Annotated in this window: 28 protein-coding genes; 16 read left to right on the forward strand and 12 right to left on the reverse strand. The window is 70.0% G+C overall.

Annotated elements, in window-relative coordinates:
• Positions 1–91 precede the first annotated feature (91 nt).
• The gene (tkt, locus tag ACX80N_RS04905; protein ID WP_459338526.1) at positions 92–2,278 is read right to left on the reverse strand and encodes a transketolase; all 2,187 of its coding nucleotides are present in this window, start codon (positions 2,276–2,278) and stop codon (positions 92–94) included.
• 513 nt (positions 2,279–2,791) lie between these two features.
• Between tkt and ACX80N_RS04910 the strand changes: the two genes are divergently transcribed.
• Positions 2,792–3,736: a heme o synthase gene (locus ACX80N_RS04910; protein ID WP_459338527.1), complete on the forward strand. Its 945-nt coding sequence runs from the start codon at positions 2,792–2,794 to the stop codon at positions 3,734–3,736.
• A 44-nt stretch (positions 3,737–3,780) separates the two neighbouring features.
• Positions 3,781–4,680 carry a dihydrodipicolinate synthase family protein gene (locus ACX80N_RS04915; RefSeq protein WP_459338528.1) on the forward strand — a complete coding sequence of 300 codons (900 nt, stop codon included), beginning with the start codon at positions 3,781–3,783 and terminating at the stop codon, positions 4,678–4,680.
• Between the two features lie 158 nt (positions 4,681–4,838).
• On the opposite strand, the gene ACX80N_RS04920 is transcribed toward ACX80N_RS04915, so the two are convergent.
• Genes ACX80N_RS04920 through ACX80N_RS04930 form a run of 3 tightly spaced genes read right to left on the reverse strand, consistent with a single transcriptional unit; the run spans position 4,839 to position 7,538 of the window.
• On the reverse strand, positions 4,839–5,813 hold the full coding sequence (locus tag ACX80N_RS04920; RefSeq protein WP_459338529.1) for a COX15/CtaA family protein: 975 nt from the start codon (positions 5,811–5,813) through the stop codon (positions 4,839–4,841).
• 4 nt (positions 5,814–5,817) lie between these two features.
• The gene (locus tag ACX80N_RS04925) at positions 5,818–6,591 is read right to left on the reverse strand and encodes an ABC transporter permease (RefSeq protein WP_459338530.1); all 774 of its coding nucleotides are present in this window, start codon (positions 6,589–6,591) and stop codon (positions 5,818–5,820) included.
• Positions 6,588–7,538, reverse strand: a complete 951-nt coding sequence (locus tag ACX80N_RS04930) for an ABC transporter ATP-binding protein (protein WP_459338531.1) — start codon at positions 7,536–7,538, stop codon at positions 6,588–6,590. The genes ACX80N_RS04925 and ACX80N_RS04930 overlap by 4 nt, the downstream gene beginning before the upstream one ends.
• Positions 7,539–7,666: 128 nt before the next feature.
• Between ACX80N_RS04930 and ACX80N_RS04935 the strand changes: the two genes are divergently transcribed.
• The 7 genes from ACX80N_RS04935 (at position 7,667) to ACX80N_RS04965 (ending at position 13,844) form a co-directional block, all read left to right on the forward strand.
• On the forward strand, positions 7,667–8,518 hold the full coding sequence (locus tag ACX80N_RS04935; protein ID WP_459338532.1) for a helix-turn-helix transcriptional regulator: 852 nt from the start codon (positions 7,667–7,669) through the stop codon (positions 8,516–8,518).
• Positions 8,518–9,990 (forward strand): Fe-S cluster assembly protein SufB, encoded by a 1,473-nt coding sequence (sufB, locus tag ACX80N_RS04940; RefSeq protein ID WP_459338533.1) that lies wholly within the window; start codon positions 8,518–8,520, stop codon positions 9,988–9,990. The genes ACX80N_RS04935 and sufB overlap by 1 nt, the downstream gene beginning before the upstream one ends.
• Before the next feature lie 2 nt (positions 9,991–9,992).
• Positions 9,993–11,330 (forward strand): Fe-S cluster assembly protein SufD, encoded by a 1,338-nt coding sequence (sufD, locus tag ACX80N_RS04945; protein WP_459338534.1) that lies wholly within the window; start codon positions 9,993–9,995, stop codon positions 11,328–11,330.
• Positions 11,330–11,689 (forward strand): non-heme iron oxygenase ferredoxin subunit, encoded by a 360-nt coding sequence (locus ACX80N_RS04950; protein ID WP_105030676.1) that lies wholly within the window; start codon positions 11,330–11,332, stop codon positions 11,687–11,689. The genes sufD and ACX80N_RS04950 overlap by 1 nt, the downstream gene beginning before the upstream one ends.
• Positions 11,690–11,742: 53 nt before the next feature.
• Complete coding sequence (gene sufC, locus ACX80N_RS04955) at positions 11,743–12,510, forward strand: Fe-S cluster assembly ATPase SufC (RefSeq protein ID WP_459338535.1); 768 nt, start codon at positions 11,743–11,745, stop codon at positions 12,508–12,510.
• 77 nt (positions 12,511–12,587) lie between these two features.
• Positions 12,588–12,917 carry a metal-sulfur cluster assembly factor gene (locus tag ACX80N_RS04960; RefSeq protein ID WP_105030674.1) on the forward strand — a complete coding sequence of 110 codons (330 nt, stop codon included), beginning with the start codon at positions 12,588–12,590 and terminating at the stop codon, positions 12,915–12,917.
• Positions 12,918–13,091: 174 nt separating this feature from the next.
• Complete coding sequence (locus ACX80N_RS04965; protein WP_459338536.1) at positions 13,092–13,844, forward strand: DUF72 domain-containing protein; 753 nt, start codon at positions 13,092–13,094, stop codon at positions 13,842–13,844.
• 51 nt (positions 13,845–13,895) lie between these two features.
• Here ACX80N_RS04965 and ACX80N_RS04970 read toward each other — a convergent pair whose 3' ends face one another.
• Positions 13,896–15,647 (reverse strand): alkaline phosphatase D family protein, encoded by a 1,752-nt coding sequence (locus ACX80N_RS04970; RefSeq protein ID WP_459338537.1) that lies wholly within the window; start codon positions 15,645–15,647, stop codon positions 13,896–13,898.
• A 39-nt stretch (positions 15,648–15,686) separates the two neighbouring features.
• Between ACX80N_RS04970 and ACX80N_RS04975 the strand changes: the two genes are divergently transcribed.
• Positions 15,687–16,004, forward strand: coding sequence for a VOC family protein (locus tag ACX80N_RS04975; RefSeq protein WP_459338538.1), 318 nt, complete (start codon positions 15,687–15,689; stop codon positions 16,002–16,004).
• The gene (locus ACX80N_RS04980) at positions 16,001–16,282 is read left to right on the forward strand and encodes a winged helix-turn-helix transcriptional regulator (RefSeq protein ID WP_459338539.1); all 282 of its coding nucleotides are present in this window, start codon (positions 16,001–16,003) and stop codon (positions 16,280–16,282) included. Before ACX80N_RS04975 ends, ACX80N_RS04980 begins: the two co-directional genes overlap by 4 nt.
• A 73-nt stretch (positions 16,283–16,355) precedes the next feature.
• Here ACX80N_RS04980 and ACX80N_RS04985 read toward each other — a convergent pair whose 3' ends face one another.
• From ACX80N_RS04985 to ACX80N_RS04995, 3 genes are read right to left on the reverse strand one after another with little or no spacing between them, the layout of a single operon-like run.
• Positions 16,356–17,042: an energy-coupling factor transporter transmembrane component T family protein gene (locus ACX80N_RS04985; protein ID WP_459338540.1), complete on the reverse strand. Its 687-nt coding sequence runs from the start codon at positions 17,040–17,042 to the stop codon at positions 16,356–16,358.
• A complete protein-coding gene (locus ACX80N_RS04990; protein ID WP_459338541.1) occupies positions 17,039–17,734 on the reverse strand; it encodes an energy-coupling factor ABC transporter ATP-binding protein in 696 nt (231 codons plus the stop codon). Before ACX80N_RS04990 ends, ACX80N_RS04985 begins: the two co-directional genes overlap by 4 nt.
• Positions 17,731–18,366 (reverse strand): biotin transporter BioY, encoded by a 636-nt coding sequence (locus tag ACX80N_RS04995; protein WP_459338542.1) that lies wholly within the window; start codon positions 18,364–18,366, stop codon positions 17,731–17,733. Before ACX80N_RS04995 ends, ACX80N_RS04990 begins: the two co-directional genes overlap by 4 nt.
• A gap of 167 nt (positions 18,367–18,533) precedes the next feature.
• Between ACX80N_RS04995 and ACX80N_RS05000 the strand changes: the two genes are divergently transcribed.
• The 3 genes from ACX80N_RS05000 to ACX80N_RS05010 all read left to right on the forward strand — a co-directional run bounded on the left by ACX80N_RS05000 (position 18,534) and on the right by ACX80N_RS05010 (position 21,835).
• Complete coding sequence (locus ACX80N_RS05000; protein ID WP_459338543.1) at positions 18,534–20,132, forward strand: ABC-F family ATP-binding cassette domain-containing protein; 1,599 nt, start codon at positions 18,534–18,536, stop codon at positions 20,130–20,132.
• Between the two features lie 70 nt (positions 20,133–20,202).
• The gene (locus ACX80N_RS05005) at positions 20,203–21,327 is read left to right on the forward strand and encodes a serine hydrolase domain-containing protein (protein ID WP_459338544.1); all 1,125 of its coding nucleotides are present in this window, start codon (positions 20,203–20,205) and stop codon (positions 21,325–21,327) included.
• 85 nt (positions 21,328–21,412) lie between these two features.
• Entirely contained in the window at positions 21,413–21,835 is a 423-nt protein-coding gene (locus ACX80N_RS05010; RefSeq protein WP_459338545.1) for an MmcQ/YjbR family DNA-binding protein, read from the forward strand.
• Between the two features lie 13 nt (positions 21,836–21,848).
• Here the strand turns inward: ACX80N_RS05010 and ACX80N_RS05015 are convergent, their stop codons facing one another.
• From ACX80N_RS05015 to ACX80N_RS05025, 3 genes are read right to left on the reverse strand one after another with little or no spacing between them, the layout of a single operon-like run.
• Entirely contained in the window at positions 21,849–22,676 is an 828-nt protein-coding gene (locus ACX80N_RS05015; protein ID WP_459338546.1) for an SURF1 family cytochrome oxidase biogenesis protein, read from the reverse strand.
• The gene (locus tag ACX80N_RS05020; protein ID WP_459338547.1) at positions 22,677–22,976 is read right to left on the reverse strand and encodes a hypothetical protein; all 300 of its coding nucleotides are present in this window, start codon (positions 22,974–22,976) and stop codon (positions 22,677–22,679) included.
• Positions 22,969–23,397 (reverse strand): DUF3099 domain-containing protein, encoded by a 429-nt coding sequence (locus ACX80N_RS05025; protein ID WP_105030666.1) that lies wholly within the window; start codon positions 23,395–23,397, stop codon positions 22,969–22,971. Before ACX80N_RS05025 ends, ACX80N_RS05020 begins: the two co-directional genes overlap by 8 nt.
• Before the next feature lie 229 nt (positions 23,398–23,626).
• Between ACX80N_RS05025 and fabG the strand changes: the two genes are divergently transcribed.
• Both fabG and ACX80N_RS05035 read left to right on the forward strand, forming a co-directional pair.
• Positions 23,627–24,364, forward strand: a complete 738-nt coding sequence (gene fabG, locus ACX80N_RS05030; RefSeq protein WP_240614974.1) for a 3-oxoacyl-ACP reductase FabG — start codon at positions 23,627–23,629, stop codon at positions 24,362–24,364.
• A gap of 70 nt (positions 24,365–24,434) precedes the next feature.
• Positions 24,435–25,184 (forward strand): SDR family oxidoreductase, encoded by a 750-nt coding sequence (locus tag ACX80N_RS05035; protein ID WP_105030664.1) that lies wholly within the window; start codon positions 24,435–24,437, stop codon positions 25,182–25,184.
• Positions 25,185–25,208: 24 nt separating this feature from the next.
• On the opposite strand, the gene ACX80N_RS05040 is transcribed toward ACX80N_RS05035, so the two are convergent.
• Complete coding sequence (locus ACX80N_RS05040; protein ID WP_459338548.1) at positions 25,209–26,042, reverse strand: formate/nitrite transporter family protein; 834 nt, start codon at positions 26,040–26,042, stop codon at positions 25,209–25,211.
• Between the last annotated feature and the right edge of the window lie 13 nt (positions 26,043–26,055).

Raw genomic sequence — 26,055 nt, forward strand, 5'->3', positions numbered from 1 at the left:
TGTGCTCCTTTTCCGCTTCCGCGGAGATGTGTTCGGGACGGATCGAAGAGGGGGCCGCTCCCGGCCGGGGTACGCCCGGGAGCGGCACCGGCTACTGCTGGTCGCCGGTCTCGGTGGCACGCTCACCGGAGGGCATCGCCGCCGTGCCGTTGGGCGCCAGCGGGTCGGCGGCTACGGCCTCGAGAGAGTCCTTGGCGGCCGCCACGACGGCGTCGGCGGTGATGCCGAACTCGCGGTAGAGCGTCTTGTAGTCGGCGGACGCGCCGAAGTGCTCGAGGGACACGCTGCGTCCGGCGTCGCCGACCACCCCGGTCCAGCTCTGCGAGACACCGGCTTCGACGGACACGCGGGCGCGGATGCTGCGGGGCAGCACGCTCTCGCGGTAGGCGGCGTCCTGCGCGTTGAACCATTCGAGGCACGGCATGGAGACCACGCGGGCGGCGATGCCCTGGGACTCGAGGGCTTCGCGCGCCTCGACGGCGAGCTGGACCTCCGAGCCCGTGCCGATGAGGATCACGTCGGGCGAGCCGCCCTTCGCCTCGGCGAGCACATAGCCGCCCTTCGCGACCCCCTCGGCGGAACCGAAGGTGTCGCCGTCGGCTGCTCCCTCGCCCCGCTCGTAGGTCGGGATGTTCTGGCGGGTCAGCACGATGCCGGCCGGGTTCTCGGTGTTCTCCAGGATGGTCCGCCACGCGACCGCCACCTCGTTGGCGTCACCGGGGCGGACGACGTCGAGTCCCGGGATGGTACGCAGCGAGGAGAGCTGCTCGACCGGCTGGTGGGTGGGTCCGTCCTCGCCGAGGCCGATCGAGTCGTGCGTCCACACGTAGATCGCAGGGACGCCCATGAGGGCGCCGAGCCGCACCGCGGGGCGCTGGTAGTCGCTGAAGATCAGGAAGGTGCCCGAGAAGGCGCGCGTGCTGCTGTGCATGACGATGCCGTTGACGATCGCCGCCGCCGCATGCTCGCGGATGCCGAAGTGCAGGACGCGCCCGTACTGGTTACCTGACCAGGCCTTGGTCTGCCGGCTCTCGGGGATGAACGAGGGCGAGCCCTCGATGGTCGTGTTGTTCGATTCCGCGAGGTCGGCGCTGCCACCCCAGAGTTCCGGCAGTACCGGACCGATGGCCGTGAGGACCTTGCCCGAGGCCGCGCGGGTGGACATGTCCTTGCCCGCCTCGAAGGTGGGCAGGCTCGACTCCCAGCCCTCGGGGAGCGTACGCTGCTGGATGCGCTCGAGCAGTGCCGTCTCCTCGGGGTGGGCTGCCGTCCAGGCGTCGAAGCCCTCCTGCCACTCGCTGTGCGCCTCCGCGCCGCGCTGCACGACGCCGCGTGCGTGCTCCAGGACCTCCGGGTCGACGTCGAAGTGCTTCTCCGGGTCGAACCCGAGCGCTTCCTTGAGTGCTGCGACCTCGTCCTTGCCGAGGGCGGACCCATGGATCTTGCCGGTGTTCTGCTTGGTCGGCGCGGGGAAACCGATGATGGTGCGGAGGGAGACGATGCTCGGGCGGGAGGTCTCGTTCTTCGCCGCGACCAGTGCGGAGTAGAGCTCGGCGACGTCCTCGACGTACTCGCCGGTCTTCGTCCAGTCGACGCGCTGCGTGTGCCAGCCGTACGCCTCGTAGCGCTTGAGGACGTCCTCGGTGAAGGCCACGTCCGTGTTGTCCTCGATGGAGATGTGGTTCTCGTCGTAGATCACGACGAGGTTGCCGAGTTCCTGGTGCCCGGCGAGCGAGGACGCCTCGGCCGTCACGCCCTCCTGGAGATCGCCGTCCGAGGCGATGACCCAGACGGTGTGGTCGAACGGGCTCGTGCCCGCGGGGGCGTCGGCGTCGAACATGCCGCGCTGGCGACGCTGCCCGTACGCGAAGCCGACCGACGTCGCCAGGCCCTGGCCGAGAGGGCCGGTGGTGATCTCCACGCCCTTGGTGTGGCGGTACTCGGGGTGTCCCGGGGTCAGGGAGCCCCACGTGCGCAGCGCCTTCAGGTCGTCGAGCTCCAGCCCGTAGCCGGAGAGGAAGAGCTGGATGTAGAGGGTCAGCGAGGTGTGGCCGGGGGAGAGCACGAACCGGTCCCTGCCCGTCCACTCCGGATCCGAGGGATCGTGCCGCATGAGCTTCTGGAAGAGGAGGTAGGCGGCGGGGGCGAGGCTCATCGCCGTCCCCGGGTGGCCGTTGCCCACCTTCTCCACGGCGTCGGCCGCGAGGATGCGGGCGGTGTCCACAGCCCTCTGGTCGAGCTCGGTCCAGGTCAATTCCTGCTCTTGCGTCTGCGGCACGTTTAAGGGCCCCTTTCTGTCCGGAACGGCCCCGTAGCCGACGGGTGCCTCCAGGCACGCCGTCAGGCCGGCCGTTCACCATTGAATCCTGCTCGGTCCTGCTGAATCCTGCTCGGTCCAGCAAAGTCCACGCCGACCGGGGACAGCACGGAGGCCGGACGACGAGGTCCGGTCGTGCTTCCGAGGCTGGCTTTCGAATCCACACTATCCCTTCCGCACCGCGTTGGGCCGTGGGAGTCGAAGAATGTCATGACTCACATCCCGGGGTTGCGCGGCCCCCGCCGCCGGGACCCGCCGATCCGCCGTCCACCGGCGGGCGCTCCGGGGTGCGGCGCCGACGACGGCGGTCCCGCAGGGGGCACACCGCCCGGCAGGAGGCGGACCGGGAAGGCCCGCTCGCTCCATGTCGCCCCGGGATGACTGCGGCGCGCAGGACGGCGCCGATTTCTACAGGACGTAAAAGGGTATGATGGGCCTTGTCTTTTACTCCGGAAGAAACGAAAGTGTTGCCTCGTGAAGACCCAGCAGGCTCCTGCTCCGGCACGTTCCCCGCAGGCCCGTCAGGGTTTCGGCCGCAAGGCGAAGGCCTACCTCGCGCTGACGAAGCCCCGCGTGATCGAGCTGCTGCTGGTGACCACTCTTCCCACCATGATCTTCGCGCAGGGTGGATTCCCGCCCCTCGGGCTGATCCTCGCCACCATGGTCGGTGGTGCCCTCGCCGCCGGTAGCGCCGGCGCCTTCAACTGCTACATCGACCGCGACATCGACAAGCTCATGCACCGGACGGAGAACCGCCCGCTCGTCACGGGCGAGGTCTCGCCGCGCGAGGCCCTCGTCTTCTCCTGGATCCTCGGGGTGGTGGCGATCGCCGTGCTGTGGTTCGGCGCGAACCCGCTCGCCGGGATGCTCGGTGTCGGGGCCATCTTCCTGTACGTCGTGGTCTACACGCTGGTGCTCAAGCGCCGCACGTCGCAGAACATCGTGTGGGGCGGTGCCGCGGGATGCATGCCCGTCCTCATCGCCTGGGCCGCGGTCACCAACTCGATCGAGTGGCCCGCCGTCGTCCTGTTCCTGATCATCTTCCTGTGGACGCCCCCGCACTACTGGCCGCTGTCCATGAAGTACGGCGACGACTACCGGGCAGCCAGCGTCCCCATGCTCGGTGCCATCGCCGGTGCGCGCGTGGTGTCCGTGCAGGTGGTGCTCTACGCGTGGGCGATGGTGGCGTGCTCGCTCCTGCTGGTCCCCGCGGGTGCGGGCTGGGTGTACTCGGTGGCGGCGCTCGTGGGAGGCGCCTGGTTCATCCGGGAGTCGCACCGCCTGCATTCCCTGGCCCAGCAGGGCGAGCTGAGCAACAAGGCGGCGATGAAGGTCTTCCACGGCTCCATCAGCTACCTCACAGTGCTCTTCCTGGCCCTGGCCATCGACCCCTTCGTCGGGTCCGCAGTCCTCGCCTGACCCCGATGCCGGGAACGGCTGCCTCTCCACTTAGGCTTGCTGCCATGGATTTTACCGGGCTCATCGCCTATCCCGTCACGCCGTTCACCCCCGACGGCTCCGTCAGCCGGGACGACCTCCACGCGCTCGTGGGCGGCCTGGCCGCTGCGCCCGTCGACGCCGTCACCGTCCTGGGGTCCTCCGGCAGTTTCGCCTACCTCGACCGCGCGGAACGATCCCTCGTCGCCAGGACGTCCATTGAAGCGGTCGACGGGCGGCTGCCCATGGCCGTCGGGATCAGTTCCGTGGGAACACGCGAAGTGTTGGATGCCGCCGCCGACGCCCAGGCGGCCGGCGCCGCGGGGCTCGTGCTCTCGCCGGTGTCCTACGTCCCCCTGACCGACGACGAGGTCCTGGCGCAGGTGCGCGCCGTGTGTTCCGTGACAGATCTGCCGATCTGCCTGTACAACAACCCGGGCACCACGCAGTTCGACTACTCGCTGCAGGTGGTCGCGGAGCTGTCCGCCCTGCCGCAGGTCGTCGCGTTCAAGGACACGGCCTCCGACGCTGCGACCTTCAACGCCCGGCACGCCGAGCTCGCGGCGCTCGTGCCGGACGGCTTCAGCCATGGCGTCAGCGGGGACGCGCTCATGATGACGGGGGAGGTCGCCGCCGATGCCTGGCACAGCGGCCCGGCCGCGCTCCTGCCGGCGTACTACGCGCGTCTGCGTGCCGCCGTCGTCGCCGGGAACCGCTCCGAGATCGACCGCGTGCGGCGCGTCCTCGTCCCCCTCGTGGACCATGTGGCGGGCCTGCGCAAGATCAGCGGGCTGCACCTGCTCGCCCGTGCCTGCGGCATCGCCGCGGGAGATCCCCGCCCGCCCCTGCTGCCGAGTCCCGGCTCGGAGCTGCGCGAGCTCGGGCGCCTCCTCGATCTGCTCGAGGCGGAGTTCGAGGACGACTGAGGGCGCGTCGATCGACGGCCGCAGCCCCGCCGTCGCTCCATGTCATCGACGGATGCCCCGGCGTCGGGGCACGGCAGCGCCGCAGGAGCCGAGACCCGGAACGGCGACCACGCGGTGCTCACGCGCAGCCGACCGGCCGCAGGCGGTCGCCGGACAGGTCAGGCGACGGCCTGCGGCACCCGCGCATCGGCGGTGCCCGGCAGCGGCTTCGCGGTGGTCCCGGTGTACTGCGCGTGGACCGCGGCGGCCATCAGCAGGGATGCCCCGAGCATGTGCAGCGCCACGAGGACGACGGGGAGGTGCAGGAAGTGCTGGGTGTACCCGATGGCGCCCTGGACCAGCACGACGACGGCGAGCATCATGAGGGCCTTGCGCAGCTTCGCGTGCACTCCGCTGCGGTAGGCGACGACGACGGCGAGGGCCACCGTGGCCACCAGCAGGTACACCGGGAGTGCGTGGAGCCGCGTGACGAGGAGCGCATCGAGCCCGTTCCGGGCAGCGCCATGGTCACCGGCGTGGGGGCCGGACCCGGTCACGACCACGCCCAGGAGCGCCGCGATCGACGTCAGGACCGTCGCGGCGACGAGCAGTCGGCGCAGCAGCGGCGGGGCGGCCGGCGCGCGCTGCTCCCGGTACTGCTCGGTGGTGAGCCGTGCACGGTTGACCAGCACGGTCGCCAAGGCCACCAGGACCATGGAGACGATGAAGTGGAGTCCCACGACCCAGGGGTTGAGGTCCGTCCAGACCGTGATGCCGCCGATGACGGCCTGCGCGGGGATGCCCAGGAAGAGCGCGACGGACAGGCGGAAGAGGTCCTTGCGGTCCCGCCGCATCCCGAGGACGGCGACGATCATCGCGACGGCGATGATCACCAGCACGAAGGTCAGGAGCCTGTTGCCGAACTCCACCACACCGTGGAAGCCCATCTCCGGCGTGGTGACGATCGAGTCGGCGGTGCAGCGCGGCCACTCGGGGCACCCCAGTCCCGAGGCGGTGAGCCGGACGGCGCCGCCGGTGACCACGATGGCGATCTGCGAGACCAGGGAGGCGACCGCCAGCCGGCGCACCACCGGCGTCGTGGTGCGGGGAAGGGCGTCCCGCAGTCGGGACGGCGAGGGCAGGGGGAGGGTCACGGGATCAGCTCCATTTGAACCAGCGGATGACCGCCAGTCCGGCGAGGGCGGCCCAGGCGAGGAGCACCAGGCACGCGATGGGATCGAGGACGCCGTCCGCCAGCGCACTCCTCAGCCCGTCGCCGAGGGCGGCGGACGGGAGGACGGCGACGAACGGCTCCGCGGCGGCGGGCAGGCTCGCCGCCGGGATGATGACCCCGCCCGCAGCAGCGAGCAGGATCCACACGAGATTGGTGACGGCGAGGGTGGCCTCGGGCCGCAGCGTCCCCGCGACCAGCAAGCCGAGGGCCGTGAACGCGGCGGAGCCGATGAGCAGCAGGAGCGCCGCGGGCAGCAGACCCTCGGCGCGGGGCAACCAGCCCAGAAGCACGGCCGCGCCACCGATCACCACGAGCTGGACGGCGAGGACGGCGGCCACCGCCACCGCCTTGCCGAGGATCAGCCCGGACCGCCCGAGCGGCGTCGTCGAGAGGAAGCGCAGCACCCCGTACCGCCGGTCGAAGCCGGTCGCGATCCCCTGTCCCGTGAAGGCGGTGGACATGGTGCAGAGGGCGAGGATGCCCGGTGCGGCGATGTCGACACGGCTGGGGCCGTAGGCGTCGAGCAGCGGCGTGATGACCAGGGCGGTCAGCGCCAGCAGCGGCAGGACGATCGCCAGTACGAGCTGCTCGCCGTTGCGGAGCATCGCCAGCGCCTCGTAGCCGCCGTGGCGCAGCACGCGGACCGGCAGCGCCGCCGCGGTCCCGGGGGTGCGGGCAGGGGTCGCGGCCGGGGTCATCGGATACTCCGTCCGGAGATGTCGAGGAAGACGTCCTCGAGAGAGCGGGGAGCCATGGAGATGGCCGTGGGCATCACGCCGCGCGCGTCCCACCACTGGGCCAGGTGCGCGACGTCGGAGGCCGTGAGGGCCCCCCGGAGGACGTACCGTCCGGGCTCGTCCTCGCGCTGGTGCAGGTGGGGGAGGAGCTCCGGCGGGAGCGTGAGTCCGGGCACGGTCTCGAAGCGCAGCTCACGCATGCCGTCGGCGTCCTTGTCGGCGGTCAGGTCCGCCACGGTGCCCTCGGCGACGGTCCGGCCTCCCTCGAGGATGTAGACGTAGTCGGCGAGCCTCTGGGCGTCGTCGAGCAGGTGCGTGGTCAGGATGACGGCGAGCCCGTCCGCGCGCAGTTCCCGGATGAGGTCGAACACGATGGTGCGCGACTGGGGGTCGAGGCCCGCGCTCGGCTCGTCGAGGAACACCACCTCTGGCCGTCCCACGAGGGCGCAGGCGAGCGCGAGGCGCTGCTTCTGCCCGCCGGAGAGCCTGCGGATGGACACCGCGCCGAACTCGTCCAGGCCGAGGCGCTCGGCCAGGGCGTCGACGGGCAGCGGGGAACCGTACATGGACGCCACATGATGCAGCAGGGCCAGCGGGCGCACGGACGGGGGGAGCCCTCCGTCCTGCAGCATCACGCCCACCCGCGCGCGGAGCTCCGGTGTCGCCCGGTACGGATCCTGGCCGAGGAGGCGCACCACGCCTCCGTCGGCACGCTGCAGTCCCTGGGCGCATTCGAGCGTCGTCGTCTTGCCGGCGCCGTTGGCACCGAGCAGGACCGTCACGGCGCCGTGGACGGCCTGGAGGCTGACCCCCTCGAGCACGCGCACCATCCGTCCGTCGAGGGCACCGACGGGACCGAAATCCTTGATCAGACCGTCGATCGTCAGGGCGGGGGGAGGTGTCGGCACCCCCTTATTCTACGGCAGGTAGTAATGGCCGAGGGGCTGCCGATGGGTAGCCTCGCCTAAGTGGTGGAGCGGAATACATTAGGTCATGCTTATGTTGTGTATTTTGACGCCGACGGGAGGAGTGGACTGTGACAGTGCCGTACCCGACCGACCGCACGGCACAGATCGTGTCGCCCGATCCCGACGAGCGCACGCGCGACCGCGTCCTGTCCGCCGTGCTGGAACGCGGCCCCGTGAGCGCCGCCGAACTCGGTGACGGACTCGGCTTCACGCCCGCCGCCATGCGCCGCCACCTCGATGCCCTGGCCCAGGACGGCCTGATCGAGGTCAAGCGCGCCCGCACCTCCGCCTCCGGCGCCGGGCGGCCCGCCCGGCGGTACGTCCTCAGCCAGCGCGGCCAGGCCAAGATGGGCAACGACTACCTGGACATCGCGACCGCCGCCCTGGCGCAGCTCGGAGCCGCCGCGGGTCCCGAGGCCATCGAGGAATTCGCACGGACGCGGTTCTCCGGCATGGAGGAGCGCTACCGCCCCATCGTCGAGGCTGCCGGTCCCGATCTCGAGGCCCGCGCCCGCGCCCTCGCCGGCGCCCTGACCGCCGACGGCTTCGTCGGGTCCACCAAGACCGTGGGCCTGCCGCAGGTCCGCGGCGCGCGAGGCGGTCCCGCCGGACGCCCGGTCATGCTCAGTGTGCAGCTGTGCCAGGGCCACTGCCCGATCCAGGGGCTCGCCTCGGCCTTCCCCGCCTTCTGCGAGCAGGAGACCGGCGTCTTCGCGCGTCTGCTCGACGTCGACGTGCGACGCCTGTCCACGCTCGCCGCGGGCGGACACGTCTGCACCACCCACATTCCCCTGGGACGGACGACGGCGGTGCCCGCACCGGGTGCCCCCGACGCCGCAGGCTCCACCGCGGTGGACCCCGCAGCGGCGTCGCCCAGCAGCCCAGCAACGCTATCCATCCATCAGCAAGAAAGGTCATGATGACGGATCAAGTAGACCGCAAGCCAGTCGCGTCGGCAGTGCCGGAGTCGGTGATCAGCGACATCCTGGAGAAGAACCCGGAGCTCGAGGGCATCGGTACCTACCAGTACGGCTGGGCCGATAAGAACGAGGCGAGCGACAATGCGCGCCGCGGCCTGAGCGAGGAGGTCGTCCGCGACATCTCCGCCAAGAAGAACGAGCCCGAGTGGATGCTCGACCTCCGCCTCAAGGGCCTGAAGTACTTCGACCGGAAGCCCATGCCCGCCTGGGGTGCCGACCTCTCGGGGATCGACTTCGACAACATCAAGTACTTCGTGCGCTCCACGGAGAAGCAGGCCAACACGTGGGAGGACCTCCCCGAGGACATCCGCACCACGTACGAGAAGCTCGGCATCCCCGAGGCCGAGCGCGCACGCCTCGTGTCCGGCGTCGCGGCCCAGTACGAGTCCGAGGTGGTGTACCACCAGCTCCGCGAGGACCTCGAGCGCCAGGGCGTCATCTTCCTCGACACCGACACCGCGCTCCGCGAGCACCCGGAGATCTTCAAGGAGTACTTCGGCACGATCATCCCGGTCGGCGACAACAAGTTCGCCTCGCTGAACACGGCCGTCTGGTCCGGCGGGTCCTTCGTCTACGTCCCGAAGGGCGTCCACGTGGAGATCCCCCTGCAGGCCTACTTCCGCATCAACACCGAGAACATGGGTCAGTTCGAGCGCACGCTGATCATCGCGGACGAGGACTCCTACGTGCACTACATCGAGGGCTGCACCGCCCCGATCTACACCTCGGACTCCCTGCACTCGGCCGTCGTGGAGATCGTGGTGAAGAAGGGCGCGCGCGTCCGGTACACCACCATCCAGAACTGGTCGAACAACGTGTACAACCTCGTCACCAAGCGTGCGATCGCGCACGAGGGTGCCACCATGGAGTGGATCGACGGCAACATCGGTTCGAAGGTCACCATGAAGTACCCGGCCGTCTACCTTGTCGGCGAGCACGCCAAGGGCGAGACCCTCTCCATCGCCTTCGCGGGTGAGGGACAGCACCAGGACACCGGCTCGAAGATGGTGCACATCGCGCCGAACACCAAGTCCTCGATCATCTCGAAGTCCGTGGCGCGTGGCGGCGGGCGGGCGGCCTACCGCGGCCTCGTCCAGGTTCGCGACGGTGCCACACACTCTGCGAACACGGTGCGCTGCGATGCCCTCCTGGTGGACACGATCTCGCGCTCCGACACGTACCCCTATGTGGACATCCGCGAGGACGACGTCACCATGGGCCACGAGGCCACGGTCTCCCGCGTGAGCGAGGAGCAGCTGTTCTACCTGATGTCCCGCGGACTGCCCGAGGACGAGGCCATGGCCATGATCGTGCGCGGCTTCATCGAGCCGATCGCCCGGGAACTGCCGATGGAGTACGCGCTCGAGCTGAACCGGCTGATCGAACTGCAGATGGAAGGGGCCGTGGGCTAGCGATGGCTGATACCACCCAGATCTCACCCGATACCACCTCCGACGGAGAGCGGACCGAACTCGGACGTTCTGCCGACAAGGCACGCATAGGTGCTCCCTCCGGCACCGTGGACACCCGCGCCGTCATCGACGGCTTCACCGAGGAGGGCGAGAGCCTGCCCGGGGGTGACGACGGGGTCGAGCAGCTCGGCTTCAAGAAGCACAGCCACGGCAACGCGCCGGTGGTCCCCGAGGCCTCCCGCGGGGAGCGTCGCCGGTCCTTCGACCTCGCCGACTTCCCGGCGCTGACCGGTCTCGAGGAGGACTGGCGGTTCACACCGCTCAAGCGCCTCCGCGGCCTGCACACCGACGCGCTCACCGGTGCGGCCCCCGCCGTCGCGGTCGGCGGCGCCGGCAATGTGACCGTGGAGACCGTCGGCCGCGGCGACGCGCGTCTCGGCTCGACCGCGACGCCCGAGGACCGCGTCTCCGCCGCGGCCTGGAACGCCTTCGCCGAGGCCACCGTCATCACCATCCCCCGGGAGACGGTCGCCGACGGCGAGGTCATGGTCAGCGTCACGGGGTCGTCGTCCGACGCCGCGGCGCAGCACCTCCTCATCAGCGCGGAGCCGTTCTCGAAGGCCGTCGTCGTGCTGGACCACTCGGGTTCCGCCACGCTCGCCCAGAACATCGAGATCGCCGTCGGCGACGGCGCGGAACTGACGGTCGTCAGCGTCCAGGAGTGGGACGACGACGCCGTGCACGTGTCCTCGCAGCAGGCGAAGGTGGGACGCGACGCACGCTACAAGCACGTCGTCGTCAGCCTCGGCGGCGACCTCGTGCGCCTCACGCCGTCGTCGATCTTCACCGCGACCGGCGCGGAGGTCGAGATGTACGGGCTGTACTTCGCGGATGCCGGACAGCACCTGGAACAGCGCCTCCTCGTGGACCACGCCGTCCCCAACTGCAAGTCCCGCGTCACTTATAAGGGTGCGCTGCAGGGCCAGGACGCGCACACCGTGTGGGTAGGCGACGTCCTGATCCGCAAGGCGGCCGAGGGTACCGACACCTACGAGACCAACCGCAACCTGATCCTCACGGACGGCGCGCGCTCGGACTCGGTGCCGAACCTCGAGATCGAGACGGGCCTGATCGAGGGCGCCGGCCATGCCAGCGCCACGGGCCGGTTCGACGACGAGCACCTGTTCTACCTGATGGCCCGCGGTATCCCCGAGAAGGCAGCACGCCGCCTCGTGGTCCGCGGTTTCCTCACGGAGGTCATCCAGCAGATCAAGGTCCCCGCCCTCGAGGAGCGCCTGTCCGCCTCGGTCGAGCGCGAGCTCGCGGCAGGCAACCTCTGATGGCGGATGCACCCCGCGGCGAGCTGATCTGCGACGTCGACGACATCCAGGTCAGGCAGGCGCTGCGCGTGCTGATTGACGACTACCCCGTGGTGGTCGTCCGTGACTCCGACGGCGAGATCCACGCGCTGGGTGACACGTGCTCCCACGCGGACATCTCCCTCTCCGAGGGCGACGTCGAGGGGTGCGCCATCGAGTGCTGGGGCCACGGCTCCCAGTTCGACCTGCGCAGCGGCGCCCCGCTGCAGCTGCCGGCGTACGACCCCGTGCCGGTGTTCGCCCTCGAGATCCACGACGGTCACGTCTACGTGGACGTCGCGACGGTCACCAACGGAGCACCCGCCCCGCAGTTCGGCTGAGGCCGACCCTCCACTTCCCGCACTCTTCCTGCACAGCAGGCGAAGGAGAACACATGTCCACCCTTGAAATCAAGGATCTGTACGTCAGCATCGACACGGAGCAGGGCAACGTCCCCATCCTCCGCGGCGTCACGCTGACCATCAACACCGGCGAGACCCACGCGATCATGGGACCCAACGGCTCCGGCAAGTCGACCCTCGCGTCGACCATCGCCGGCCACCCCCGCTACAAGGTCGACAGCGGCTCCATCACCCTCGACGGCGAGGACGTCCTGTCCATGAGCGTCGACGAGCGTGCCCGTGCGGGGCTTTTCCTCGCGATGCAGTACCCGGTCGAGGTACCCGGCGTGACGATGACGAACTTCCTGCGCACGGCGAAGACCGCGCTCGACGGCGAGGCGCCCAGCCTCCGCCACTGGACCAAGGACGTCAAGACCGCCATGGCCCAGCTGCGCATCGACGCGGACTTCGCCCAGCGCAACGTCAACGAGGGCTTCTCCGGCGGCGAGAAGAAGCGCGTGGAGATCCTCCAGCTCGAGCTGTTCCGCCCCAAGTTCGCCATCCTCGACGAAACCGATTCCGGCCTCGACGTCGACGCCCTGAAGGTCGTCTCGGAGGGCGTCAATCGCGAGCACTCCAAGGGCGAGATGGGCACGCTGCTCATCACGCACTACACGCGCATCCTGCGCTACATCAAGCCGGACTTCGTGCACGTGTTCGTCGCCGGCCGCATCGCCGAGGAGGGCGGACCGGAACTCGCGGACCGCCTCGAGGAAGAGGGCTACGATCGGTTCACGGCCCAGGCCGCGGTCGAAGCGTAGGACTTCCTCCCCGCCCGGCACGCGCGCGTACCGGGCACCCGAATATCGCGGATACATCGCCTGAAAGGAACAGTCGGATGAGTGATGTGCAGCAGGCGCAGACCGCCCTGGATGACATCGAAGAGGCGCTGCGGGACGTGATCGACCCGGAGCTCGGCGTCAACATCGTCGACCTCGGGCTCCTGTACGGCCTGAACTACGCGGAGGACGGCGCCCTCCTGATCGACATGACCCTCACCACCGCCGCCTGTCCCCTGACCGACGTGCTCGAGGAGCAGGTGGGCCAGGCGCTGGACGGTGTCGTGGACGAGTGGCGCCTCAACTGGGTGTGGATGCCGCCGTGGGGTCCCGAGCGGATCACCGAGGACGGCCGCGACCAGATGCGCGCCCTCGGATTCAACATCTGAGGACGAGCCACGGTTGAGGGCGGTTCCGGCATGTGCCGGGGCCGCCCTTCCGGGTATGAGCCCAGGAGGCAATCCGTGACGCCTCCGATCGGCTACGGCCGGACCAGCTGATCGTGCCACGTCGTCGGAGCACCTGATGCTGGGAGTGCGGGACGCATGAGTAGTGTGGCAAGGGTGAGCGAAATCCGCATCGGCACCTCCGGATGGAGTTATGACCACTGGAACGGCGTCTGTTACCCGCAGGGAACCGCGCCGGCGAAGCGACTGGACCATTACGCGGCACGCTTCGACACGGTGGAGCTGAACGCCAGTTTCTACCGCTGGCCGCGCGATACGACCTTCGCCGGGTGGCAGCGCCGCCTTCCCTCCGGATTCGCGCTGTCCGTGAAGGCGCCGCGCGGGCTGACCCACGGCAAGAAGCTGTACGCGCCGGAGGTCTGGATCGAGCGAATCGCGCACTGTTGGCATGAGCTGGGCGACCGACGAGCCGTCCTGCTCGTCCAACTCCCGCCGGCGATGGAGCGGGACGACGCCCGCCTCGAGTACTTCCTGTCGTGCGTGCCGGGATGGATCCGTGTAGCGGTGGAGTTCCGCCATCCGAGCTGGGACGACGACACCGTCTACAGCCTGCTCGGGCGACATGGGGCCGCCTACTGCGTGATGAGCGGCGCCGGGCTGCCGTGCATCCTGAGGGCGACGGCACCGTTCGTGTACGTGCGGCTGCACGGACCGGACCACGAGCATCTCTACGCGGGCTCGTACTCGGACGCGGACCTGCGCTGGTGGGCGGACCGGATCCTGGAATGGCACGGCGCCGGCCGGGACGCGTATGTCTACTTCAACAACGACGGCGGCGGCAACGCGGTGCGGAACGCCGAGACGCTACAGGCACTGGTCCGGGCAGACGACCTGCCTACCCGCAGCTGACACATTCATCTCCGGTTACGGGAACCGGGGACACGGCGCTGGAGGCGTTTCCTACTGTCGCCGTCCTCTCCGTGCCCGAATGCCCTCGGACGTCGCGAGCGCTGCCTCGGGCACAGCTTCCCCTCCCGGCACATCGCTGGACCTCCGCTTCGGCACTGTCATGGCGGCAACCTCCCTGAGCCGGGGGTGGAGATATTGGTCACCGTCCACCGCTCCCGACTGCCACGACAGCGTGAGCCCGTCCGCGGTGTCCTCGAGCGACGCGAGGTTGTTGTCGAACCACGGTCCCCTGATGTTCCGCCAGCGGAACGGTGGATCGGGAACTCTCCCGGAGTGCGCCAGGAGGGCCCCGAAAGGTGCGGCCACGGCGTAGGAGAGGATGGCGGTGGAGGAGCGCAGGAGCCGCGGCAGCGGATTGCGGATGGGGGAGCAGACCACCTGCAGGATACGGCTGCCGGACGTCCTGTCCACCTCCGCGACGTACGAGAAGTGCACGTCTCCCGACAGGAACGTCACCGTCTCCGGTGCCGGCCCCCGGTTGCCGTCCGCCACGTCCGTCGCCATGAGGGCCACGGCGCGGAAGCTGGTCTGGAAGGCGGCCCAGTGTTCGAGATCCATGCCCTGCCGCAGCTTCTCACCCAGCCGGGCGCCCCGCGCACCCCACGCACCCTGTGCGAGGGCCTCGTCCCACGACTCGATGTGGTGCAGTCCCAGCGGCAGGAGGAACGGCAGCGAGGTGCCCACCAGCAGGTGCCGGAATCCGCCCACCATCCTGGAATCCAGCCACGCCGTCTCCTCCCTACTGAGCAGGGCCCGCGCATCGGGTGTCAGCACGCGGGATACGCGGGAGTCGACCACGACCAGGCGCGTGTCGTCGAAGTCGCGGCAGTAGCTCCAGCGGTAGCTGGCCGGGTCCTTGTCCGCCCGGTCGGCGAAGGCGTCGAGTTCCTCGCTGAGGTCGAGCTCGGCGGCGCCGTGATGGTCGACGATCCGTTGCCACAAGCGGTCCTCGGCGCGCTGGTCCGGTGACAGGTTGCCGAGGTGCTGGTACACCCAGTACGACGCCAGACCCGCGACGATCCGGTCCTGCCACCAGGAGGTGGCCTCCATCTCCCGCTTCCAGGAGGCGGAGGCGTTCCAGTCGTCGCGGATGTCGTGGTCGTCGAAGATCATGGCACTGGGAAGGGTGGACAGCAACCAGCGGTTGGCACTGTCGGACCAGGCCAGGTTGTAGAGGTGGGCGTACTCCTCGTAGTCCTTCAGCTCGGCGCCCGGCTCCTCCTCGATGTCCCTCCGCCCGCGGATGAACTGCTGCATCTCCTCACTGGTGGAATCGGCGTACACCTGGTCGCCGAGGAAGAGAATCAGGTCCGGCCGCGGTGAACCGTCGTCCTTCATACGGTTGATCGCGTACGCACGCAAGGCATCGACCCCGTGGGTCCGGTTGCCCTCCCTGGTGTGGGGGACGCTCGTGCGGCAGGACCCGAAGACCAGTCGCAGGGGCCTTCCCGGGGTGCGTGTCGCAATGCTCGACGGCGGGAACTCGGGGACCGATCCCGGGTCCGGCCAGACCTGGTGTCCGTCGATCTCCACCGCGTACGGGGTGACGCTTCCCGGCTCGAGCCCGTCCACCTCGACGAGCGCGTAATGGTGCCCGTGGACCGCGAACGTGCGTGCTTCCCAGGCTCGCTGGGCGGCCCGGACGACGACGCGTGCGGCGGTGCCGGCCTCCACCCAGATACTCGCCGAGGTCTCGTCGACGTACCGCAGTATGGGGCCCAGGACCAGGGGAGTCGGTGTCATACGTATGTTCTACCCTTCTACCCCTCGCCCCGCAGGTCGATGTCCGATCACAACGTGTCGTGCTTCGCGATCGCGCCCGGCCAGTACGTCATGCTCGGCAGCCGTGAGATGTACGCGGGTGTCGGCGGCGTCGAGGAGCTGGTCGGCGGGCCCCGCACGCCCTCGAAGGTCACGGTCTCCTTCGACCTCGGCAGCCGCGACGCGGTCGACGAGCTCCTCGAGCGCGCCGGTGCCGCCGGCGGGCGCATCGGTGACACCGATGACTACCCCTTCATGTACCAGCGCCAGTTCGACGACCCCGACGGCTACCACTACTCGCCGTTCTGGATGAAGCCGGACGCCGATCAGACTGCGTGAGCGACCTCGCCGCGGCCCTGGACGTCGTCGGGAGCCGGTGGGCGCTGCTCATCGTGGAGCGGCTGCTCGACGGGCCGCAGCGCTACGGTGATCTGCAGCGCGACCTCGGGGTGCCGACCAACATGCTCGCGATCCGCCTGCGGGAACTCGAGGCGGCCGGCGTACTGGCCCGCCTGCCCCTCCGGCACAACACCCGGGCTTACGCACTGACCGATCGCGGGTTCGCACTGCGCGAGGCGATCGTCGCGCTCGGACGGTGGGGCGCCGAGGAGACGTAGGCGGAGTACCGGGTGGCGATGCATCCGACCACCCCTGGGGCCATCCGGACGCCGGTCGAGTCCCGGCGCCCGCTCAGTCGGCGTGGGGGCCCGACCGGTCCGAGGCATCGTCGGCGGCATCGTCGGCGGCATCGTCGGCGGCGCCGTCGCCCAGGCCACGCGCCGCGAGGGCCTCACCCGTGCGGTGCGCGTAGGCCACGGCACCGACGACGAGCGGCGTGACCGCGACGCGTGGATTCCGGTCGAGTCCGCGCGCCCGGGCCGCGTCGCGGACGTCGACGAACAGTCCCGCGAGGTAGGGGATGCTCCGCAGCATGATGGACAGCGCCAGGGCGAATCGCTCCGGATCCGCGCCCACGACGCGGAACGGCCGTGCCAGTTGCGCCGCGCCGTCGAGCAGGTCCTGCAGGGGTGTCGTCAGTGTCACGGCCCGCGCCGCGAGCAGGCAGGCCGTGATGCCGCCCACCACCGCGAACGCCTGCGGCCACCCCTGGGACAGGCCCTGGTAGAGCGCGAGGATGACGAGCACCGGTGCCGCGGGCAGCAGCATCCGCAGGACGCGCACGGGTGTGCGGTGGGCGCCGATCAGCAGGGCACCCACGGAGAGCACGAGCGCGACGGCGCTGGTCGCCGGTGACCGCCAGGTGACCACGACGACGGCGCACGCCAGGGACACGATGGCCTTCACCGACAGCGGCGTCCGGTACAGGAAACCGGAACCGGGCTGGTAGAGCCCGAGCGTGCTGCCGAAACCCCTCATGTCCCACCGATCCCGGCCGCGGCGATCTCCCGGTACCTGGCGACGGCCGCGGGCGGGGGCCCATCGAACACGATCCTGCCGCCGTCGATCACGAGCGTGCGGTCGCTCTCGAGTGCGAAGTCGAGATTGTGCGTCGTGAACACGACCTGCTGATCGAGGCCGCTGATGAGCGAGCGCACCCGGGCGTCGTTGCGGAGATCCAGCAGCGTCGTCGGTTCGTCGGCGACCAGCACGCGTGGCTCCACGGCGAGGACGACGGCGAGGGCGAGGATCTGCCGTTCACCGCCCGAGAGGTCATAGATGCTGCGGTCGGCGAGGTGGTCCATCCCGAACCGCCGCAGGACGGCCTCGCCCTGACGCCGACGGTCCGCCGCCGTCAGCTTCCGGGACCGCAGGGACAGTTCCACGTCCTCACGCCCCGTCGGCATGACGAGCTGGGAGAGGGGATCGGTGAACACGAAACCGACGCTGCGGCGGACGGCGTGCCCCTCGGTCCGGGTGTCGCGGCCGAAGACCGCGACCGATCCGGCGGACGGGACGAGGAGGCCGTTGACGAGGCGCAGGAGGGTCGACTTGCCGGAGCCGTTGGCGCCGATCACCGAGATCCGGCGCTCGGAGAGCGACAGCGTGAGCGGATGGAGCAGCGTACGGCCGTCGTCGGTGCGGACGCTCGCGCCGTCGAACTCGATCACGCGTTCCTGCGCCTCCCGGCGAGCAGGCGCGGGAAGGCGCGGTGGACGGACACGGCGAGCACCGCGGCGAGCAGGTTCTTGAGGACGTCCCCGGGAAGGTAGGCGGCGTCGACGAGGACGGCATCCCGCAGGGGCAGGCCCGCGTTGACGACCAGTCCCGCGATACCGATCGGGTGGACCGTCAGGAGGCTGGCGGTCAGGCACGCGAGGAACAGCAGCGCCGTGCGGAAGCGTCGCGTCCTGCGGAGGACCGCGACGGCCAGGAGGCCCGCGACGAGGGCGGCGAGCGGGAACGCCACGAGGTACCCGGCCGACGGGCCGGCGAGCACGCCGAAGCCTCCGGTGAACCCGCTGAACACCGGCAGGCCGATCAGCCCGGCGGCGAGGTAGAGCAGGACGGCCGCCGTTCCGCGCGCAGGTCCGAGGACGATCCCGGCGAGCATGACCCCGAGCGTCTGCAGGGTGATGGGCACCCCGAGCGGGCCGACCGGGATACCGGGTAGGATTGCCAGGGCGGCGATGAGGGCGGCGAAGACAGCGACCAGCGAGAGATCGGTGGTGTCCCACCGCCGGCGGGACGTCGGTCGGCCCGAGCCGGCCGGTCCGGCAGCGGTTCTCGCAGCTGGCTGCATGGCACATCCTCCTCCAGGCGGCGGGAGTCGCACCGGCTATTCCGGTGATATGTCGATTTCCTCCAGCCGCAACTGCTTCTGTACCGAGACTAGCGCCGGTCATCAGGGACTCCCTTGTGGGATTCCTACAACAAACGCCGTGTCCGGCACCATCGAAAGGCCCCACCATGATCAGCGTCTCGAACCTGGAGCTCCGCGCCGGAGCCCGCCTGCTCATGGATCAGGTGTCCTTCAGGGTGGACAAGGGCGACAAGATCGGGCTCGTGGGCCGCAACGGCGCCGGCAAGACGACCCTCACGAAGGTGCTGGCCGGCGAGTCGCTGCCGGCCGGCGGCACGGTCTCCCGCTCCGGCGAGATCGGCTACCTGCCCCAGGACCCGCGCACCCCGAACATGGAGCAGCTCGCCCGCGACCGCATCCTCTCCGCCCGCAACCTCGACGCCGTCGTCGGTGAGCTGCGCCAGGCGCACGAGGACATGGCCAGCGATAAGACCTCGGTGCGCAACAAGGCGATGGCCCGCTACGACCGCATCGAGTCCGCGTTCCTCGCTGGCGGCGGCTACGCGGCGGAGGCCGAGGCAGCGTCCATCTCCTCGAACCTCGCGCTGCCCGAGCGCATCCTGAACCAGCCCCTGAAGACGCTCTCCGGAGGCCAGCGCCGCCGCGTGGAGCTGGCCCGCATCCTGTTCTCCGGCGCCGAGACCATGCTCCTCGACGAGCCCACCAACCACCTCGACGCCGACTCCATCGCTTGGTTGCGCGACTTCCTGAAGAACCACCAGGGCGGCCTGATCGTCATCAGCCACGACGTCGAACTGCTCGAGGCGACCGTCAACAAGGTGTTCCAGCTCGACGCCAACCGCGCCACGATCGACATCTACAACATGGGCTGGAAGCGCTACCAGCTCCAGCGTGAGACCGATGAGCGCGCCCGTAAGCGCGAACGCGCCAACGCGGAGAAGAAGGCGCAGGTCCTCATGGACCAGGCCAACAAGATGCGCGCCAAGGCCTCCAAGGCGGTCGCAGCCCAGAACATGGCCAAGCGGGCCGAGCGCCTGCTCGGCGGCCTCGACGCCGTGCGCGCCTCCGACCGCGTGGCGGCCCTGCGCTTCCCCGAACCCTCGCCGTGCGGCAAGACGCCCATGACGGCGGAGGGCCTCAGCAAGTCCTACGGGTCGCTGGAGATCTTCACCGACGTGGACCTCGCGATCGACCGCGGTTCCAAGGTGGTGATCCTCGGCCTCAACGGTGCGGGCAAGACCACGCTGCTGCGCATGCTCGCCGGCGTGGACAAGCCCGACACGGGCAAGGTCATCGCCGGCCACGGGCTGAAGGTCGGGTACTACGCGCAGGAGCACGAGACGCTGGACACGGAACGCTCGGTGCTGGAGAACATGAAGTCGTCCGCACCCGACATGCAGGACGCCGAGGTACGCGGCATCCTCGGATCGTTCCTGTTCTCGGGCGACGACGTCGACAAGCCCGCCGGGGTCCTGTCCGGCGGTGAGAAGACCCGCCTGGCGCTCGCCACCATCGTCGCGTCCTCGGCGAACGTGCTGCTCCTCGACGAGCCGACGAACAACCTGGACCCGGCGAGCCGTGCGGAGATCCTGGGCGCCCTCAAGAACTACAGCGGCGCGGTGGTCATGGTCAGCCACGACGAGGGAGCCGTGGACGCCCTCGACCCCGAGCGCGTGGTCCTGCTGCCCGACGGCGTCGAGGACCTGTGGAACTCCGACTACCTGGAGCTGGTCACCCTGGCCTGACCTCCGCCCCTGCCGCGCCGCCGCTCAGCGGGGCCTGCGGCGCCCGCATGGCCACTGCTACGCTTCGTCCGTGGATGCCGAGCAGCTGATCCGGACCATCCGACCATGGGTGGGGGACGAGGTCCCCGGTGCCGTCGTCGGCGTCCTGCAGGGCACGGACGTGTCCATGGGCGCCGTCGGGACCACCGAGCCCGATGGCACCGGCGCCATGCCGGTGGACGCGGTGATGCGCATCAGTTCCAACACGAAGCCGATGGTCGCGGCCGTCACGCTCCTCCTCGTCCAGGAGGGGGTCTTGGCACTCGACGACGCCGTCGAGGAGTACGTCTCGGAACTGACCGGGCGGCGCATCCTCCGCCGGCTCGATGGTCCGCTCGACGACACCGTGCCGGCACGACGCCCCGTCACCGTCGAGGACCTGCTGACGATGCGCATGGGAATCGGGTTCGTGGTCGAGGGCGAGTGCCCGGCCGCCGAGGCAGCCGCGGCAGCGGGCCTGGGGTTCGGACCTCCCGACCCTGCCGGGATGCCTGCGCCTGACGACTGGGTGGCGCGCCTCGCGGCATTGCCGCTGCTCGAGCAGCCGGGCACGGTATGGCGCTACGAGCTGGCCTACGCGCTGCTCGGGGTGGTCCTCGCCCGCGCGGCCGGCTGCTCCCTCGATGACCTGATGCGCGAGCGCCTGTTCGGACCGCTCGCGATGCAGGACACCGGGTTCGTGGCCCCACCGCACGGCCTCGTCCCGTCGTTCGTTCGGACCGGGGACGGCCTGGCGCTCTTCGACGGAGCCCCGCAGAGCCGGTGGTCGGCACCGCCGGTGTTCCCGGATGCCCGGGGCGGACTCGTGTCGACGGCGGGCGATCTCCTCCGCTTCGCCCGGATGCTGCTCGACGGCGGAGGAGGGCTGCTGTCCCCGGCGCTGACGGAGGCGATGACCTCCGACCGGCTCACCCCCGAGCAACGGTCGGGCCCCTCGGCCCGCGCCTTCTTGAACGGCGGCGGCTGGGGCTACGGCGTGGGAGTGGACGTGGGGGATCTCGGCCGACGGTACGGCTGGGGCGGCGGGCTGGGGACGCTCTGGTACAGCTGGCCGCAGGAGGACACGGCGATCGTCCTGATGACCCAGGTGATGCCTCCCACCGCTCCGCTGTTCGATGCGGTCATCGCCACGGCCGAGGCAGTCCTGGCGCGCTGAGGACGGGCTGCGCCGATCGGGGACGGCCGCCCGCACGAGGTTGGGCGACGGTTTGCACCGGGAGAGGAGCCGCTAGGGTGGTCGCGTGGACTTCGACTGGCTCAGGACCTCGTGCCTGGCATTCCCCGGTGCCTACGAGGACTATCCCTTCGGCCCCGGGACGGCGGTGTTCCGCGTCCGGGTCCGGCAGCGGGGGCGGACGCCGACGCCCGGGAGGATCTTCGCCCTCAGCGGCGTCGAGGCCGTCCCGCCGTCGATCTCCTTGAAGTGCGATCCCGCCCTCGCCGTGCAGCTCCGCGCGGCCCACCCGGAGATCACGGGCGCCTGGCACCTCAACAAGAAGCACTGGAACGGCGTCCGGCTCGACGGCGACCTGCCCGCGGCCACCGTGCGCGACATGATCGAGGACTCTTACGACCTCGTGGTCGCGTCCCTGCCCGCAGCGGACCGTACCGCACTGGGCTGGCCGTCCGGCACGCCGGATCCCGAACCTGAACCCGAACCATGACAGGCGTACGGGACTAGCGGATCTCCTGGGCGTCGAGGATGGCGTCCTCCTCCTCCTCGGCAGAGGGCCGACGGCGTTGCCGGGTCGGGCGCTGCGGTGCCGTCCCGTCCTGCTCCGCGTCGCTCCTGCGCTGCTGTCGGGCCGCGTAGCCCAGGCCCACGAAGGCCAGCACGCCGAAGGCGAACCACTGCATCGAGTAGGACAGGTGCGGGCCCTCGTCGATCGAGGGTTTCGGGGCGGCGAGGGGTGTCTGCGCGGCCGCCGGCCGTTCCAGGGCGAGGAGCCCGTACGCGGCGTCCTGCAGCGGGTAGTCCACCCGCTCCGCGAGCGCCGGGAGGTGGATCGACGCGACCTGGCCCTCGGGCGCGCCGCGGTTCACCGCCGGTTCGCCCGGCTTCGTCCTTGCGGTCACCTCCACCTGGCCCGGCGGCGGGGCGGGGATCTCGTCCGGACGTCCCGCCTCGGCGTTGCCGATCGGGAGCCAGCCGCGATCGATCACCACGGCCGTGCCGTCGTCGAGCTTCAGGGGCGTCAGGACCTCGTACCCGGGCTGCCCGTTCAGCGGCCTGTTGCGCACCACCACCTGGTGGTCGACGTCGTACGTCCCGACGAAGGTGACCGGCGTCCACTCGCGGCCGGGCTCGTAGCTGTCGAACCCGTTTACCCCGGGCACGTAGCGTTGCGGCGCGGCGTCGTAGTTCGCCTCGATGCGCTGGATGTTCTCGACGACGGCCTCGCGGCGGTCCAGCTGCCAGCGGCCGAGCGCCACGCAGCCGGCGGCGAGCACGATCACCATCGCGAGCCAGCCGAGCCAGCGGCTGGAGAAGAGGAAGCGGTACACCTAGCGGGTCTCCATCGGTCGGTCGGCGGTGAGGGGGAGCGTCTCCTTCCACAGGCCGCGGTCGCGGAGGTACTCCTCGAACCACGCGACATGGTCCGGACACGACGCCCAGGCCTTGCGGCGCTCGGGCGTGTGGATACGCGGGTTGTTCCACAGCAGCTGCCGGTCGGCGGTCCTGCGGCAGCCCTTGCGCGAGCACACGGGCCCCTCACCCGCCGGCTGCTGCGCAGGCGGGAACAAGGAGGGCCCCGCCGTCCGGGCGGCCGCGGGTCCTCCGAGCGGCGGGAGGTCGTCAGCCATCGGTACCCGTCGCCCTGCCGGAACCGGCCGCGGACGAGCCGTGCGGCGTGGGCCGCGCGGAATCATCGATGATCTCGCCGCTCAGGACGGTGTCGGTGTCGTCCGGGCCGGCGTCGAGGACCTTCGCCTCGATCTCGCGGACCGGGGCGCGATCGATCAGCGCGTCGCTGTGCCGGATGTTGCTCGTGTCACTGCCGCCGTTCGCGACGATCACGGCGAAGTAGGGCAGGAACACCGCCCCGGCGATCATGACCCACTGCAGCCACACGTAGGGGACCACGAAGATCAGGACGAAGCAGACGAGGCGGATGCTCATCGACACCGTGTACCGGATCATGCGCGACCGCATCTCGTCCGTGTGGGATTCCCGAGCGTCGGAGATGCTGTGGACGTCTGTGTTGTGCTTCGATTGCTTGCTCATCACACTCCATGAAGACTCCCTCAATTGTCTCACTCCGGGTCCCGTTCCCGAAGTCGAGGGATGCGCCGATAGGATCGTCGGGATAGTTTGACGGGGAGCCGCGGGACGGTCCGACGTCGCCCACGGTCACCCGATGGGCGCTCCGGACCGCTTCCGCGACCGTCGACAACGAACGATGGACAACGAACAACGCGGGTCGTCGCCGGCCCACCGACAGAGGAGTTTCCCCTTGGCACCTGGTGCAGACAGCAAGACCACAGGATCCGGTCGGAGCGTCCTGATCACCGGGGGCAATCGGGGCATCGGCCTTGCCATCGCAAAGGTATTCGTAGCCAACGGCGACAAGGTTGCCATCACCTACCGAAGCGGCGAGGTGCCCGAGGGAATGCTCGGCGTCCGGGCCGACGTGACGAGCGAGGAGCAGGTCGATGCGGCGTTCACACAGGTCGAGGCCGAGCACGGACCGGTGGAGGTGCTCGTCGCGAACGCCGGCATCACCCGGGACGTCCTGCTCCTGCGCATGACCGAGAGCGATTTCACGGATGTGATCGACACCAACCTCACCGGTGCGTTCCGGGTGGTCAAGCGGGCGTCCCGCGGGATGATCCGCCTCCGGCGAGGCCGCGTCATCCTGATCTCGAGCGTGACGGGCCTCTACGGCGCGCCGGGCCAGATCAACTACTCGGCCTCCAAGGCTGGACTCGTCGGTATCGCCCGATCCCTGACGCGTGAGCTCGGCTCCCGGGGGATCACGGCCAACGTGGTGGCGCCCGGCTTCATCGACACGGACATGACGGCCGAACTGCCCGAGGAGACCCGCAAGAACTACCTCGCCACCATCCCGGCCGGGCGCTTCGCATCCCCCGACGAGGTGGCCGGCGTCGTCTCCTGGTTGGCCGGCGACGCTGCCGCGTACATCTCGGGTGCGGTCATCCCGGTCGACGGCGGCCTCGGCATGGGCCACTGACGCCTCCCCACCACGAGCAGTACCGCCGGCGCCGCCGGCACCATCCCTGATTCTGAGCAGAAGGAGCACCATGGCCACCCTCGAGGGAACCACAGCAATCGTCACCGGGTCGTCCCGCGGCATCGGCGCCGACGTCGCGCAGCTGCTCGCCGCGCAGGGCGCCGCCGTCGTGGTCAACTACCGGCAGAAGGCACCCCGCGCCAACAAGGTGGTCGCCGGCATCGAGGCGGCCGGAGGCAGGGCCGTGGCCGTGGGAGCTGACCTGACCACTCCGGAAGGGCCGGCAGCCCTGATCGACGCCGCCGTGTCCGGCTTCGGCGGGCTGGACCTGCTGGTGCTCAACGCCTCCGGCGGCATGGAGACCTCGATGGGGGAGGACTACGCCCTCCGGCTCAACCGCGACGCGCAGGTGGCCATGCTCACGGCCGCGGCGGAGGTCATGCCGGCCGGGTCGCGCGTGGTGTTCATCACCAGCCACCAGGCACACTTCATCGAGAAGGTGGAGACGATGGACGCCTACGAGCCCGTGGCCCGCAGCAAGCGCGCCGGCGAGGACGCGCTCCGCGCCCTCATCCCGCAGCTCGAGGAGAAGGGCATCACCCTCGTGGTCGTCTCGGGCGACATGATCGAGGGCACCGTCACCGCGACGCTGCTGGATCGCGCGACCCCCGGCGCCATCGAGGCCCGACGCCAGGAGGCCGGGCGCCTCTACTCGGTGGCGGAGTTCGCCGCCGAGATCGTGAGGATGGCGACGGCCGACGTGCCCACCGGCCACACGGAGTACGTGGGCGGTGCGGAGGACTTCCTCGCCAAGAGCTGATCCGCCGGGCGGCGGACCTGGTGCTCAGGTACGGGGTGCGTCCGGGTCCGCCGGCGCCTGGGCCCGGCTCTGCTCCAGGAGTTCCTTCGTGCGCACCAGGCGCAGCAGGGTCACCAGGACGATCCCCCCGAGCACGTTGAACAGGGTCGTGTAGCCGAACCAGCCGAGCCACTGCCCGTAGCCGATGTCCGCGCCCGAATGGATCGCCGCGAAGATCAGCAGCGAGTCCAGGATGGAGTGGAACAGCTGCAGGCCGGCCAGGAGGAAGCCGCCGATGACGGTCGCGACGATCCGGGCGACGTCGTTCTCCGTGCCCTGCTGCATCCTGCTCATGAGGGTGATCGTGCTGCCGCCGAGCACCGCGAGGGCGACGACCTGCAGCGAGAAGGGGGCATCGACGAAATGGTGAGCGCTCGTGCTGACCGTCGCGGACCACTGCGGGAACGCCTGCATGACGATCCACATGAACACCCACCCGCCGGCGAGATTGGCGAGCAGGGTCCCTCCCCAGAGTTTCGCGAGCTGTGCCACGCTGCCCTGCTTGGCGACGACGGCGGCCACCGGCATCAGGAAGTTCTCGGTGAACAGTTCGCTGTGGGCCAGCATGAGGGCCACCAGTCCCACGCTGAAGGCGAGACCCGCGAGCAGGTGGTCGCCGGTCGCGTGCAGCACGGCCAGGTACGCCATGATGCCCAGGCCCACCTCGAAGCCACCGAAGACCCCCGTCACCAGGACCGTCCTCAGGGTCCTGTGCAGGCGCTCCGCGCCCTCGCCGGTCGTCCTGTCGAAGGACTGCTTCAGCTCGTCCTCGACCGGGGCGTCGGTCTCGCCCAGTTGCCGCCTGCGTTCCTCGCTCATGCCCGCCCTTCCG

It is taken from the genome of Arthrobacter sp. MDT2-16 (genome assembly GCF_054510925.1).